5 protein-coding genes are annotated in these 16,553 nt (G+C 57.1%); 2 read left to right on the plus strand and 3 right to left on the minus strand.

Features of this window, described 5'->3' with window-relative positions:
* Positions 1-95: 95 nt before the first annotated feature.
* Both Pla52o_RS08875 and Pla52o_RS08880 read left to right on the plus strand, forming a co-directional pair.
* Positions 96-6,170: an SdrD B-like domain-containing protein gene (locus tag Pla52o_RS08875; RefSeq protein ID WP_390620849.1), complete on the plus strand. Its 6,075-nt coding sequence runs from the start codon at positions 96-98 to the stop codon at positions 6,168-6,170.
* A 300-nt stretch (positions 6,171-6,470) separates the two neighbouring features.
* Complete coding sequence (locus Pla52o_RS08880) at positions 6,471-9,041, plus strand: putative bifunctional diguanylate cyclase/phosphodiesterase (RefSeq protein ID WP_146594264.1); 2,571 nt, start codon at positions 6,471-6,473, stop codon at positions 9,039-9,041.
* Between the two features lie 128 nt (positions 9,042-9,169).
* Here Pla52o_RS08880 and Pla52o_RS08885 read toward each other — a convergent pair whose 3' ends face one another.
* The 3 genes from Pla52o_RS08885 to Pla52o_RS08895 form a co-directional block, all read right to left on the minus strand.
* Complete coding sequence (locus Pla52o_RS08885) at positions 9,170-10,285, minus strand: hypothetical protein (RefSeq protein WP_146594265.1); 1,116 nt, start codon at positions 10,283-10,285, stop codon at positions 9,170-9,172.
* 501 nt (positions 10,286-10,786) lie between these two features.
* A complete protein-coding gene (locus Pla52o_RS08890; protein ID WP_146594266.1) occupies positions 10,787-11,119 on the minus strand; it encodes an HU family DNA-binding protein in 333 nt (110 codons plus the stop codon).
* Between the two features lie 412 nt (positions 11,120-11,531).
* The gene (locus tag Pla52o_RS08895) at positions 11,532-16,454 is read right to left on the minus strand and encodes an Ig-like domain-containing protein (RefSeq protein ID WP_197169121.1); all 4,923 of its coding nucleotides are present in this window, start codon (positions 16,452-16,454) and stop codon (positions 11,532-11,534) included.
* Positions 16,455-16,553 lie beyond the last annotated feature (99 nt).

The following is a 16,553-nucleotide window of genomic DNA, read 5'->3' on the forward strand; positions in this document are numbered from 1 at the left end:
AAGTGCACACGGAGGTGCCTCGGGTGATGTGGAAAACTAAACGCAGCCGAATCAACGATATCAACTCGCGTGCTAAGAACATCAAGCGACGCGTGCTGACGCCCGAGAAGCTCGAGGATCGGCAACTTCTCGCCGCCGACCCCATTCACGTCGGCGTCGTCTATATCGAGACGGATTACTTGGAATCCGACCAAGACGTCGGCAGCGACTCGCATGGCGACCGCTTCATCCTCTCGTTCACCGGTGGTGCGGCGGGCACCGAGCTGAACGAACTCCGGATCAGCACCGACAAAGATCAAGATGGCATCTCGGTTGGCGATCTGATCTTTGATACCGAATTGGGAGGGCGTGGCAAAAACGGCGCTCATAACTTCCAAATCGTTCGCATCTTGACCGCCGACGGGCATACGGTCCAAGCGACCGCCGAAGTCGAAGATGGCGGCCAAGAATTAGTGTTGAAGTTGTCGGGATTCCGCGCGGGTGACCGTTTGGAATTCACGCTCGATGTTGATGAAGTGCTTCGTAACTTGCCGGATTTGGATGAGTTCAACAGTCGTTTGGACGTGATCGCGTCGGGACAAGAGTTCCAGGACTCGATTCTCGAAGCGACCTTTAACGCGCCGCATTACGAGACGTCGCACGCGGACGCGGTCTTTTTGAACGACTACGGCGATCCTGCGAAGGATCACAATTTGAACTTGCCGCCGGACGAAGGCAGCGGAGTCGACAGCCGTCCAAACCGCTCGGCTGCCGCTGTGGCGACGACGGGACAAATTGCCAAACCGATCTCGGTCGCGGGTCAAGTCTGGCTCGACAACAATCTGAACAAGGTGCGTGAGGCGGGGGAAAGACCGGTCTCCGGTGTTGAGATAACGCTGTTCAAATGGGATGAAAGCTCCAACCGTTACGTCGACACCGGGCATCACACTACGACCGACGGCGATGGGCAATACGTCTTCTCGCGAGCGCTCGGGCTGAGCCCCGGACGCTACCGTATCGTCGAAACCCAGCCCGCTGGTTTGTTCAGCGTTGGCGCGATCCCAGGTTCCGTCGATGGCACCGCGAGCGGACGCGTCGAATCGATCGATGTTCTCGCCGACATCGATATTCCGCTCGGTGACACCGACGCGGTTCGCTACGACTTTGCCGAAGCCAACGCGGCATCGGTGTCGGGGTATGTCTATCGCGACGATAACAACGATGGGCAAAAGGGAACCAACGAAACGGGGATCGCAGGCGTTCGCGTGCAACTCGTTCCCATCAACACCCTCTCGGCGCAATCCTCCATCACCGTGACCACAGCGGCTGATGGTTCGTATTCGTTTAATGGTTTGGCACCAGGGACCTACAAAGTCATCGAAGTCGACCAGCCCGCCTATTTGAATGACGGACTTGATGCGCCCGGAACCATCAACGGCCGCGTCGTGGGACGCGCCGAGAACCCCGGTGATGCGATCCATGACATCGTGTTGGCCGGTGCGAGCGACGGGATAAATTACAACTTTGGTGAAACCCCGTTTGGTTCGATCACGGGTTTCGTCTACTTGGTCGCGCCGGGTGAAGATTGCGAAGGCCCCCACGATGCGCCAGGAAACAAGCCGCTCGAGGGCGTTCGTGTGGTGTTACAGGATTCCTTCGGCACCATCATCGCCGAAACCACGACTGCGGCCGATGGCAGCTACGAGTTCGATGAATTGCCGATCGGAAACTACCGGATTGTGGAATACACCCCGGTTGGATTGCTCGATGGCGGTGCGCATGTGGGGCGTGTGGACGGTTCCGCCTCGGGGACTTCGGTCGGCGGCGGCTTGATCCAAGAAATCACGATGACCGCCAACGGTCGCGGTGTCGAATACAATTTCTGCGAAATTGCTCCGGCCACGATTAGCGGATTTGTGTACCACGACCGGTCCGATGATGGCAAACGGGACGGTGGCGAAGAAGGCATCCCAGGGACCACCGTTTCGTTGATTGACGCGAGTGGCAAGACGGTCGCCACCGCAGTCACCAATGCAAATGGTCGTTACGAGTTTAAGGGGATTGTTCCCGGTGTTTATCGTTTGGTTGAAACTCAACCCGATGATTTCTATGACGGTAAAGACACCGCCGGGACGATCTCGGGTACACGAGTAGGGCGAACGGGCGATGACGGCGACTCGTTGGTCGGTATCGAGCTCAAGCAAGGCCAAGCCGGGGTTGAGTACAACTTTGGCGAACTTGTTGGGGCCACGCTTGCGGGCCGCGTGCATGTCGATACGGATGGGGATTGTCATTACGATGAAGGCGAAGTGACGCCATCGGGAGTCGTGATCCGTTTGATTGATTCGGACGGAAATGAGGTCGCGCGGACCACAACCAATACTGAAGGCAAGTACTCGTTCACCAACATCGCGCCCGGCGAATACACGGTGATCGAAGGCGTTGTTGACGGTTATTTCGAAGGTACCTCGCACGCGGGATCGGCGGGCGGTGTCGCGGATCCGCCGAACCGGATCAGCAAGATTACGTTGTCGTCGGCCGAAGTCGCGGTGGACTACGATTTCTGTGAGCGTCCGCCTGCGGAAATTAGCGGCGTCGTCTATGACGACCGCAATAACGACAACAGCCGAGATGCGGGTGAAGCCGGCATCGACAACGTGCTGGTCGAATTGTTCAACAGCGCAGGCGAAAAGGTTGCCTCGACCCGCACCGATGCCAACGGGGCGTACCGATTCACGTATCTGCCGGCGGGATCCTATACGGTTCGCGAAATGCAGCCCACCGGATGGTTGCAAGGGGGACAACAAGCCGGCAGCAACGGAGGCGATGACTCAGTCGACGACGTCATTTCCGCCATCCCGATTGGCTGGGGCGATCGTTTGACCCAGTACAACTTTGGCGAACTGATGCCCGGTTCGATCAGCGGCGTGGTGTACGTGGACGGCAACGGCGATTGCGTGCACGATCCCGACGAGGCTCCCATCGCGGGCGTCAAGATCGAACTGCGAGACGGGGACGGTCGCGTCTTGGCACGCACGACCACCGACGCAAACGGTCAATACAATTTCGAAGGGTTGCGTCCCGGCGAATACCAGATCTTTGAAGAACAGCCCGACGGCTTCTTCCAAGGCGGGCAAAAGGTCGGCAGCGGCGGCGGTGTTGTGCTGGACCAAGACTTGCTCGGAACGACCTTGATGGCCGGAGCAAACATTGTCAATTATGACTTTTGTGAACTGCCACCGGGATCGATTAGCGGGGTCGTTTACATCGATGCCGATGGCAACTTCCGACGTGACACCGGCGAAAGTCCGATCCGCGGCGTGACGATCGAATTGCGAAATGACGAGGGCGTCATCGTGGCGACCACCGTCACCGATGCCAATGGTCGCTACTTGTTCGAGGGGCTTGCCCCCGGTCATTATCAAATCTTTGAACAACAACCGACGGGCTACTTCCAAGGGGCTCAGCATATCGGCAGCGGCGGCGGCACGATTATCAGCCAAGACTTGACTGGGCTGAAACTATCCCCAGGACACAACGTTGTTGATTACAACTTTGGTGAACTGCCACCCGGATCGATTAGCGGGGTCGTCTACATTGACGCGGACGCGGATTTCCAGCGGGATTCCAATGAAGCGACAATCGCAGGCGTGAAAGTCGATTTGCGAGACGGTAACGGCAACGTGGTAGCCAGCACCGTGACCGATGCAAACGGTCGCTACCAATTCGCAGGACTCGCCCCCGGTGACTATCAAATCTTTGAACATCAACCCACCGGCTACTACCAAGGCGGACAACACATCGGTAGCGGCGGTGGTAACATTCTCGGCGCCGATTTGACGGGGCTGAAACTTGCCACCGGTCGCGACGTCGTGGATTATGACTTTGGAGAATTGTTGCCTGGATCGATCAGCGGTTACGTTCATGTCGATAGCAACGGCAACTGCACCTACGATGACGGTGAAAAGCCAATCGCCGGTGTTCGCGTCGAGTTGCGTGACGAAGACGGCAACCGGATCGCTGAAACGACAACCGATGCCAGCGGGTTGTATCGGTTTGGCAATTTACCGCCGGGCCGTTACCACATCATTGAAATCCAACCAGAGGGCTATTTCCAAGGGAACCAGCACATCGGTAGCGGCGGAGGCGAAGTGATCGGCGAAGATCATTTGGCTCTCGACTTGGTCGCCGGCGCCAACGTGGTTCACTACGACTTTTGTGAACTTGAGCCCTCGACGATTTCCGGTTCAGTTTGGAAAGAGAACGACCTCGATCGCGTATTCAACTCGGGCGATATTCCACTGGGTAATATCCTGATCGATTTGATTGACGAAACCGGCAACCGGATTGCTCAAACGCGCACCGATGGTTTGGGCAACTACGAATTTGCGAACCTTGCCCCCGGTGTCTACTCGGTTTACGAGCATCAGCCCGCGGATCTGTTTGACGGCGGAGCGCTGCCGGGATCGGCTGGGGGCACCGTTACCGGCAACGATCGGATCAGCGGAATCACGCTGACCGGTGGAACGAACGCGGTGGACTACGATTTCCCCGAGGTGCCACCCGCAACGATCTCGGGCTACGTGTTCCAAGACGGTTCGGCGATTCCGGCGAACACACCACCGAGTGCCGAGGATTTGCGTAATTTCAAAGACGGTTTGTTGACTGACGACGACACGTTGATTGGGGGCGTGACGCTGGAGCTGAGAAACGTACTGGGCGAAGCCTTCACATCGGACCGGGCGCTCGCCGGCATTTATGCTGACGGCGTGATCCGTGTCACGACGGATGAATTTGGGTTCTATGAATTCAAGGGATTACGGCCCGGTACCTATAGCGTCTATCAGGTGCAGCCCGACAACTACATCGACGGTTTAGATACCGCCGGATCAAGCGGAGGCGTTGCGGTCAATCCGGCTGACACGCTCGACGAAAGTGATGCCATTCGCATCCAAACCTTGGCGCTAAGTGAAGCGACCGATCCACGCGATGACGCGATTTTGTTCATCAACCTTGCCGCAGGTGGATCGAGCCTCAGCAACAACTTTAGTGAGATCGCGATTACCGAACCCGCGATCCCTCAGTTGATTGACAAGCCCATCGAAAACATCCTCGTCGAGACGCCGATCGAAACGTTCCCGGAACGGATTCGGTTGGTCAGTTTTGGTGACATCGATGCCATTCGTCGCCCCGTAATTGCCGACGATGAATGGGCCGTTTCGTGGCACTTGAGCGTGATCAACGGTGGCTTTCCTGGGGGAGCAGGCGAAGACAACTCAGGGACGATCAAAACCGTCGGCGCGACATCGATGCAAGAGAATTGGAGTGAAGGTGAGCATGATTCCGGTCGTTGGGTGATCATCAATTCCGATGGTGAATTGATGGAGATCGCGAATCGCTTGACCATGGGTGATAAAGACGCGATCGCCCTGACGGGCGACTTTGACGGGGACGGTAAAGACGAAGCGGTCTTGTTTATCAATGGGCATTGGTTCGTGGATCTCAATGGCAACGGCCGCTGGGACAAGGGCGACATGTGGATGAAGCTCGGCACGGAACTCGACCGTCCGGTCGTAGGGGATTGGGACGGCGACGGCAAAGACGACATCGGGATCTTTGGCCGCCAATGGCATCGCGACCCGCAACGGATCATTAAGGATCCAGGACTTCCCGACCCCGATAACAAGCGACGTCGGGAATTATCGGCCGAAGAGCTTGCCAAACACGTTGATGATCGTGGCGAAGACCGCGAGCGATTCCTTCGTCGCGGTAACCAAGGCGACCTGCGTGCCGATGCAGTCGATCATGTGTTCCAATATGGAGAACAAGTGGATACGCCTGTCGCAGGCGATTGGAACGGCGATGGAATCGACCAAGTCGCAGTGTTCCGCGGTGGCAATTGGATGCTCGATACCGATGGCGATGGACGTTGGACCCAAAACGACGAAAAAGCGCAATTCGGACGCCTAGGAGACGAGCCTATTGTGGGCGACTTTAACGGCGACGGCATCGACGAAATCGGGGTCATTCGAGGCGACGTGTGGATCATCGATATCGATGGCGACCGCAAAATCACCGAAAACGATCTCCATATCCAAGTGCCGCGCCCCAACGCCGATAGCCAACCGGTCGTCGGCGACTGGGACGGTGATGGTCGTGACGAACCGGGCTACTATGACGAAGCCGCTTGACGCACACCGATTGCGAACGCAGCAGTTGCGAGCGCAGCGGTGGGTGTTTGGCAACCGCTTGTTTCCTTTCTAACGACTGTGCAATCGAGCTCGCCCCGGCTTGCCGTTTTTTTTGCTGGCCACACCGTGGTCATGCCACTGAGTGACGTAGAGTTATTGCGGAGATGACATGACATCGGTAGCGGCCCAAGCCACCGCTACGTCCTTCTTCTCATCCAAGCCGATGAGTCGGATTCGACTTGCAAGCCATGGTCCATGGACGTTTGCGCAACGGCGTGAACGCGAGGTGAACAACGCCGAATGAATCTACGACTCAAAATTTTGCTGACGTTAATCGCCGTCTTCATCACGTACGTGGTCACGGATGCAGCGATTCATCAATACGTCGTGATCCCCCGGTTCGTCGCGTTAGAGAGATTCCAAGCCACTCGCGATCTGCAACGTGCTCACAAGAGCATCGAGCATGAAATCAACAACCTCCACCTCGCCCTTGAATTGCCCACCAAGTGGAACGACCTACCCGACTATGCCGGGCAAGCGTTTACGCGGTTCGATCGGCTTCGCGACAAGCGTGCGCGCAACTTAGCCCTGCCTCTCGATCTGTTGGTGGTGCTCGATAACACGGGCCGCATCATCCAGCAATCGACCTACCCTCCCGAATTGGTCACTCCCCCCGAAACCGAGACGTTTGCTTCGGAGCCTTTGTCGTTCACCCATCCGCTCGTAGCACGCTCGCTGTCGCTCACCCCGGCCGATGCGGCGACGGGCATCCGCGGTCTGATGATGACCGATCACGGCCCCATGTTCGTTCTCGCACGCCCCCTTTTCCATGCCCAAACGGAACACGCTGATCGGGTGCCCCACGCCGACGGAGTGATCGTGATGGGGCGTTTCTTTGACATGAAGGCGGTCTTGGATACCGCCGAGCAAGCCGACGTCGCCTTTCGCATCCGGCCCCTAGCACAGCTCATGCCAGCCGAACGCGATCTGTTGGGCAGCGAGTTAAAACATTATCTCAATCGCTTGGATCATCGAAGTGCCGCCCCGGTCGAAACTCGTGAATTGAACGACAACTTCCTTGTCGCGCAAAGCGTGTTCACTGATTTCGAAGGAACCCCGATCCTCATCACGCATGCTCGAGTTCGTCGCGACATCTCGCAAGAGGGCCAAATTGCGATGCACTATGCCATCGGATCGTTGGTGGTGGCGGCATTTGTCGTGTTGTCGATCCTGTTATTGCTACTTCAAAAGATTGTCATCACCCCGCTCCATCAACTCTCGGACCATGCAAACCGGATGGGCCCCGAGGGCAATTTCTCTGCACGCTCGGAAATCAATCGCGATGATGAGTTCGGAGACTTGGCAACGAATATTGACATGATGGTTGCCCGCTTAAGGCAATTATCAAGCTCGAATCAACAATTGCATATTGAGATAAGCCATCGCAAATCCGCCGAGTCGGAACTGCAACATGCCGCGACTCACGACTCACTCACCCAACTCCCCAACCGCACTCATTTGAAACAAGTGCTTGAGGCTCGCTTTGAAAATCGCGACCTCCGCCCGCAGTGTTGCGATGCATTGATTTTCTTAGATCTTGATAACTTCAAGATCATCAACGACAGTCTCGGTCACGCTGCCGGTGACGAATTGCTGATGGCGATTGGCGAGCGATTACAGTCCGCCGTGGCTGCCGTCACGCAGCAATCCGAAACACAAGTCCAGCCCTTGGTGGCGCGACTCGGCGGCGATGAATTCGTCATTTTCTTAGGCAACGTTGCCAACGAACAAGTGGGAACTCAATTCGCCGAACAAATCCGCAGGGACTTGATCGGCCGCTACACGGTCTCGGGTCATGAATGGACACTGGGAACGAGTCTCGGGATTGCCTTCTCAAACGATTCGGCAACCACTCCCGAAGAGTTAATGCGGAATGCCGATCTCGCGATGTATCGGGCCAAATTCAGTGGCAAGCAATGCTTGGCCGTGTTTGACCATGCCATGCACGCCTCGGTGCTCAAACGCCTGGAACTCGAAGAAGCCATTCGCACCGTGTTGACGGACGGAGGACTGCGACTCGTCTATCAACCCATTTTTGATGTCGCCTCGGGACAAATCGTCGGCCTCGAATCGCTCGTGCGGTGGATCCATAGCACCAAGGGACTGATCAACCCAAGCGAGTTCATTCCGGTGGCCGAAGAGATCGGATTGATCGTTCCGATTGGACGCTGGATTCTCGAAGAAGCGTGCCGAACGATCCACCAACTCAACGCGTCCCGCATCGATGGACCGCCGATTTCGATCAGCGTGAACGTTTCCAAGCGGCAACTGACGGATCCTGATTTTGTCACGATCCTGCAAGACGTCCTTACCAAACAACGAGTTTTGCCTAGTCAATTGAATCTCGAAATCACCGAATCGATGATCATGGACAGTCCCGAGCAAGTCGCCGATCGACTGAGCCAGATTCGTAAACTCGGGATCCGTTTGCACATGGATGACTTTGGCACCGGGCACTCATCGCTGAGCTGTCTGCATCGCTTCCCCATTGATGTATTGAAGATCGATCGCTCGTTTGTCTCGACCATGGAAGTGGGCGATGACTATGAATCGATCATTCACGCGATCATCACCTTAGCTCACAACTTAAACACCAAAGTCATTGCCGAAGGAATCGAAACGACACGTCAGTTGCAACAACTTAGAAATCTCCGTTGCGATTTTGGTCAAGGATATCTGTATAGCAAACCAGCACCCATTGAAGAGCTTGAGCACCTGTTGGCGAGGAATGTCAACGAACCGATGCTGGCCCCCGAGTTTGGGTTCACCACGTTCGATGACCGTGACGCGATGATGCCCGTGGCGCGATGATACCCGTAGCGTGATGACGCCCACGTGTTAGAACGGCGTTACCGCTAGAAATTCGGGTCGAGCGTCAGCGACGAGGCAACGAGTCCATCGCGTAAAAACGGGACGCGTCGCGTTATCGATATTCCGGGCTAGAACGATGTCCGAGGACGTCCCCAGCGAAGATTGTCATTGGTCGCGGTTTGGGTAGCAGACTCGCCAATCGGTTCGGTGCTTGGCAGCGATGAATTGAATCGCTGTGCTCCTTGGAACGCAGGCGCCGTCGGCGAGTAGGGACCATGCTCAGCCGCGAGATTACTTCGCGATTCAAACGCGTTCACCGGCGACGTCGCAGCCAGCGAAGCATTTGCACTCCCCTCGGTTGCGATATTTTGTCCCGACACCATCGGTCGTAGTTCATTGGCGCCGGCTCCCGTCACTCGCTCTGCCGGAACCATGGCCGCGAGGCTTTGCGGTACCGCAGGATTGGGCATGGGTTGCGGATCGTATTGCGGGTACGACGGATGTTCGCCTGCCGCACGCGTGGGCATCAAACTGATCGGGTTGCGGGGATCCACCGCGGGGGGATAGTAGCCGCGACTGAGCGTGGCTGCGGTCTGCGGTGCAGCGTAAGGAACGACCGAAGCGTTGCTGTTATACGCCGTACTGGGCGCCCCGGTCAAATCGTTGACTTGCATTCCATTGAAGCGAACCCGGGGTGACGCACTGGGTTGCTGCGATTGAGGTTGTTGGAATGGAGGTTGTTGGAACTGAGGTGCCCCACCGGCATCCCTCGGAATCGGCTCGGTTCCCGACACCGTGCTGACTTGGGCCCCGGTTTCATTCCAACCGCTGGTGACCACGGACGAACCGATCGCGGCGTTGCCGTAGCTCGCATTGCCAGCGGCCAAGGCGTTCGCCGCAGCGGCTGGGTTTGGAACGGTCGAGAACGAATCGTAAGGCGCGTTGGCGTTGCTGGGATGATAGGGTGCAACGTTGGCTTGGCCGTAAGGCACAAAGCTGGCGGGTGCGGCGCCTTGACCTTGAAACGAATTGTTCGGTGGCGGTGGGACCCGCGTAGGAGCGCCCAAAGGACTGATGGCGGAAGTCGTGCGAGCGGCTCCCGTCGGTACAGGCGAAAGCCCCACCGGGGACATTGGTCCCACGGGGGTGAGCGGTCCGCCCGCGGTGGGCCCAGTCGTTTGCCGACAGCCCACGTTGGTCAAAGCCAACGCAAGCATGCAGGTTCCGAGGCAAAGTCGTCGCATGTCGAACACCGAAAGAATCGAAGGAAATTGGTTCTGACTTCGACCTTTAACAAAAATCCGAAAATTTCCGGAATAGCAATGAGCTAATTTTATTTTCGCAGCAGGGCTTTTCGCAGCGGGTCAAAAACGCCTTGGGGTCACAGAAGCCGTTGAGTCACGGTAGCGAGTCACGGAAGCCGGTTCGGTGTTTTTCGGTAGCAGCGAGAAACGCGGTGCCCCGTAGTGGTGCCCCGTAGCGGTGCCTCACGCCATCATTGCGGGGTTGAATCCAGGCGGCGTGAATTCCCACGCGGCGAAGCGATCCAGAGGCGACACACTGCAGACGGCGACACACTGCAGACGGGGGGCGAATGCAGCGGTGAAGCGACGAGGCCGTTTTCTCCATCCAGCGGTCTCGAAACGAAAAGAGCTGGCAACCCGATTAAAACGTTGGCTTGCCAGCTGCTTGGATACATTGGCCCCGAGGGGACAAATGAGCTAAGAAATCCGCATGGGATTTGCTTAGATCATTTCCTTCAGACCCTTCAAAGGTCGGATCGAGAGCTTCTTGCTCGCTGGTTTTGGATTCAACCAGATTTCGCTACCGTCCGCAGGGTTACGGCCCTTACGCTTTGGCTTCGCAGGAACATCCTTGAGGATGATCTTGCAAAGACCGGGGATTGCGAATTGGCCGGGGCCGCCTTTGCTGAGCGCCTTTTCGATTTCAACGGTCAACGCATCGAAGACGGCAGCAACGTCCTTCTTCGTCAGTTCGGTCGACTCAGAGATATTAGCCAAAATCTGGGTCTTGGTCGGAGCCTTTTGCGGGGCTGCCTTGGGTGCGGCTTTAGCCATGTGCAACAACCTTCTTATGACAGGGTGAGAGTAATCAGAGTTGAGCTTCAATGCTCGCAGTTTTCTTAACGGCAAAGTGTTATGTCGGTCACACGGCTGACGCAACCCGGCTTTGCCTAGAAAACCCCACGTTTTTCAGTGTTTTTTGCATCATACCCCCTTGAGAGCCGTAAATCAGTGCCGGATCGAGAGCGTAAGGGGGGACTAGCATCGCCCCGTAATCTGTCAATGGGGATCGTTTTTTTTCCCTAAAATCCGCATTTTGCTTCGATCCGACCTCGATGAGAGCCCGAAAACGGGCTCTTTGCGCCGATCACCAACGTCTTGGCGAGCTCAAAAGGCTCCCTCGTAGGCACCATTTCCAGTGCCCAATCGCTCCCAAAACCGCTCCCAATCACGCCCCTTCGCCGCGCTACAATTCGCCTGTGAGGGCGGCGTCGATCGCGTGGTCGCTTAGCAGATTGGCCCCTAGCCCTTCTTCAGCAATCGTCTCACCCGACTGGGAGCTTCGCGTCAGTTCCGTGGCGACTTGAGTCATCGCGTTGTCCACGACACTCTCGTTGGAAGGGGTGGAAGCGGAACTTGCCAATCGCGAACGCCCTAGACTTTCGCCCACCCAAACGTCTCCTCCGCTTAACGGCATCACCGTGGCATCACTTCGCGTCGCCTCCCCTTCGGCAACTGGAACAAAGACATCGGTTTGGGAGACGGAATTGACCGCCATCGTCCCTGCGTCGGCTTGCACCGCCCCCACCGTTGACGCCGCGGGGCTAGTTTCAATGAACTCACCTTGAGCGGCCGCACTAGAGGATCCGTTGGCCGTGGTGCTCGCTGGGGTGAAGGTGACGTCCGCTTCTTCGATGCTAATTCGGTACAACCGCATGCCGCCACTTTCGCCACGCATTTGCACGCGTGGATCGGAGTTCGTCGGCAGCGAAGCTTCCACGGCCGAAGTGCTGACGGCGCCGGTGGACGCATCGGTGGTCGTTTTTGTACCGCTGACCTTGATGCTCTCGCTGGTCGCATCGAGCGTCACGACGGGATTGGTGATGTTGGTCGCAGCCGCAGTGGGCACCAACAACGCACTGGGTTGCCCCGGTTGGACCGCCACTAACAAGGATTTCTTTGGCGTCGACCCCAGCCAATCGCGGATGGAAATGAATTGGGGCAAGAGTTGTCCGATCGAGACATCGATCGTCGTGTCGCCATCCTCCGCTGCGCTCGTCACCGAAAGTTGCTGAGCGGTGCTGCCATTGCCAAAGAACGGAATCGCCGGAATCTCGACAACGTAATTGCCTGGCATAATATTCTGGAACGATGGCTTGGATCCTGTGAACGACAACGGCACTTCGACCGTGTTGTTCGTCGCGTCGGTTCCCTTTAGCACGATCCCGTTGATCTGGTCGGGACTGATATCCGCAGCCAAAAAGTTCAGGTACAAATCCCGTTCGGTGAATTCGGAAACCTCGATGGTGATCGTTCCGCTGCGGGTCAATCCGGTGCCATCGTTGACGGTGTAAGTAAAGGTGTCGGTTCCCGAGAAGGTGTCCGACGGAGGCGTGTAGAAGATGGTGCCGGTGGCTGCATTGATCCGAACGCTGCCTCCCGCCGTCGGTGTTCCCAGATTCGAGAAGGTCAACGTTTCCCCACTGTCCACGTTAGCAGGCAAATCGCTGAGCGTGAAAACCGCTTTCTCGCCCGCACCGCGACTCGAATGGAAGGTGGGATTGGCGATCGGCGGAGCGTCGTTCACGGAGGTCACCGTAAACGTCACGGTGCCGACCGCAATCCCGCCGCCGGAATCGCGAATCGTGTAGGTGACCTTCTCGGTGCCGTTGAAATTAGCGGCTGGCTTATAGTAAATCTGACTTCCATCGCTGTTCGCTCGCACCGCGCCACCCTGATCAGGCGTTCCGACTGCAATGATCGTGAATTCTTCGTTCGATGCATCCCGCGTGTCATTGACCAGCACATCGAACAAGGCTTCGGCGGCGTCCTCGACGACGGTGAAGCTATCCGCGACGGCCGTGGGCGGTGGATCCGCCGGTGCAACGACGATCGACACGGTCGCTTGATCGGTCAACGAACCATCGGTGACGGTGTAGGTGAAGGTGTCACTACCGACAAAATTCGCTGGCGGAGTGTAGAGGACCGATTGGCCATTTTGCGAAATCGTAATCGTTGCCCCGTTAGCGGACGTTCCGACGGCCGAGACGCGTAGCGATTCACCGGTATCGGGAGCAATCGAATCGTTTAACAGAACGTCGAGCGGAGTAGCCGACGACCCTTGATCCACGTTGAACGTGTCATCCGCTGCCGAGGGTGGATCGTTTACTGGAGTGACCGTCACCGTCACCGTGGCATCTTCTTGAATGCCCTGTGAATCGCGGACACGGTAGGTGAATTCAAAGTCACCGTTGAAGTTGTCGTCTAACAATAAGGCGACCTTGCCACTTTGGATGCTAACGGCTGCACCTCGAGTCGGCTGAGTCACCGAGACCAAACTGAGCGTTCCTCCGTTGACCAGCACATTGTCGTTGGCCAACACATCGACAAACGACACACCGGAATCTTCCGCAACGGTGATGGTGTCATCGGCGACGGTAAAGTTTTGGCCGATGGCAAGTTGGACGCTGCCGTAGGCTACCGCTTCGGCTGGAATTTGATTGTCGTTGCCGTACAACAAGACTTCGCTATCGGCCGCATCGGCCGGTTCGGAGCGAATATTCACCGAACCGCTGGCAATCGCTTCCATCCGAATTGTTGCGATCAAGCTGTCGACCAATTGACTGGGGGTCAATCGATCCGTGGCCGCACCGAGTTCATCGATCAATCCGTCGGCCAACGCGCCCTTGCGAACCGTTGAGAATCGCTCACTGAACTGGATCGACGTTCCCGGCACCGGCCGAATTAAGTTGCTGTTGTATAAGATGTCAGCAAAGGCGGCAAAAATCCCATCGAGATCGTCGCCTGTACGAGCATCGACGCCGATCATGTTCAGATTGAACTCTTGCCCAATTTGGACCGCGGTGATCGGTTGGCCCTGCAAGTCGGTGAGGGTCAATTTGATTTCCGCGAGCGGTTCTCCCAAGACGTCGACGGAGAAGGATTCCGTACGTGTATTGCCCGCCGCGTCGGTCAATTCGAGCGTAAACGTATTGCCGCCGGTTTGCGCCGTCGTCGGCGTCCAAACGATTTCGCCGGTGGCAGCATTGATCGTCGCACCGGCCGGCGCCGTGGTCAGCTTGTAGACCAGCCCGGCGCCTTCTTCGCTGCTGATCAAGTCGGTACGGAATACGCGACCGACATTCGCTTGGGTGGCCGCCGTGTGGATCACCGATGCCGGCGCGCTCGTATCGTAAACGACGCTTAGCGCCGCAGAGCGAGCGCTAGTCACTCCATCGCGATGTTGACGCGCCGCGATGTTGTAGGTGCCATCACCGAGTGCGGCGATATTGTTTGTCGTGATGGTGACCGTCGATCCCGTCGCCGCGCCCACGCCGATGACGGTGTTGGTCGCCGTGTTGACGAGCTCAACCGTCGCCCCCGAAGTCACTCCGGATACGATGAACGACATGGTCCCGGCGCTGGTGATGTTATCGGAATTGCTGATTCCGACGTCACTCACCGCCGCCAAATCCACCCCTGTCGGCGTTGCCAATGTGTCGCCACTGCCAAACGTGAAGATCACCAGTTGCTCGTCACGATCCGTCGACGCGTTGCCGGTAACGCCGGCCCCCGCACGCACCCCCACGAGAACCGGGACGGTGCCCACAAAACCGGCATTCGGTGTCACCGTGACCACGCCCGTGGTCGGGTTGACCGTCGCGGTCGCGGCATTCGCGTTTTGCGAGGTGGCAAAGTACGTGACCGCATCCCCTTCCACATCCACACTCGAAAGTTGCAGCGTGGCGGCCGTTCCGCTCGGAACACTCGCGGGATCGGTAATCTCGTTCAAAAAGGGTTGGCTGTTCGCACTGTCGGCAACCACGCTGACCGTGCTCGTTTCCGAATAGCTGCGTCCTTGCGCATCGGTGACCGTATAAGTCACGTTGGTTGTGCCAGTCGCTTTGGCTTTCAGCATCACCACCGAATTTTCGATGTCGTTAAAAACATCGATACTCGAGATGCGAATGGTCGACGTCGGTTTGTCGTTGGTGCCCGTGGCGTGATTGCTAATCGCTTCACGAACATCCTCGCCCTCGACCAGTTGCCCAAACACACTGTGATTGAAATCGAGGTGACGGGTGGGCACCTCGGTAATAAAGAATTGGGAATCGTTAGTGTCGTCACCCGATTTGGCAAAGGACAAAACGCCCGAACCGGTATGGACTAGGTCGGGGTGGAAATCGTCATCAAAATCGCCCAGCGTCGAGCCTCCAGTACCAGTACCGGTGGGATCTCCCCCTTGAATCATGAATTGGTCGATCACGCGATGAAAAATGAGGCCATCATAGAACCCTTGATTGGCAAGCTCGATCACGCGGCCGGTCGCTGTGGGGGCACGATCTTCGAATAACTCGAACACCATGTCGCCATAGCCTTCCATATCGAAGCGAATCGAACGGTTCCCGCTCAGCACCACGGCTTCGAGCAAGGCGGGGTTCTCGACGCTGACGGTCACCGTCAACGGACCTCCATCAGGATCGTAGGCGTTGATCGGCACATGTAACGGAGCCCCGATCTGGACCGTCTTGTTGCCGACCGATTGAAACGACGGCGTTTCCCCTTGCGGGATCGCGACGCCACTCTTCGTACTGAGTGTCTCCAACGATTGCGTTCCCACCAAGCGAGAGCCATCGGGAAACTCCCAAGTCGGATAGCTCTCGATGCCTTCGGTGATCGCCAACTGAGAAGGGGTGCGATCAGCCTGAGTGACCTCGATGAATGGCAACTCCTTGGCCCCGTCCTCGAACATCTGCTTCTGTTCGGTACACGCCGGACACCAATGGGCGCCGTAGAAAATCACCCCAGCGTCTTTCAAGTCTTTCGCGAACTGAACCAGATCGGCAGTCGATTCCCCTTCAGCCGCTCGCGACAGCCCGGTATCGGCCGCGGCGGTTTGGCTTGCCGCCGTCTGTGCTGCAACGCTGTCAGATGACGCGGTGGATGAACCATCGGTATACATCATCTGCACGTCGCCAGCCATCAATTGACGCTGTTCGAGCGATTCGAGCAACAAACGACCCCGCTTTGCCGATACCGGGGCTCCGTTACCAGAGCGAAAATGGGTCATCAAGTCACGCAAAATCCCGCGACGACCCGTTTTCGATTCGGTTACGCCATTCGAGCGGCTCTCGGAGTGATTCGAGTGGATCTCGGAGTTGCGTCGCATCAGTTCTCTCAAGCGGCAAGTGCAAAAAAAACAGGGCCAATCACGTTCACCGGGATTTCGCCCCCGAATACACATGGCCCATTCATCAGTAAGTCGTCG

The sequence above is a fragment of the Novipirellula galeiformis genome (genome assembly GCF_007860095.1).
GTDB classification, from domain to species: domain Bacteria; phylum Planctomycetota; class Planctomycetia; order Pirellulales; family Pirellulaceae; genus Novipirellula; species Novipirellula galeiformis.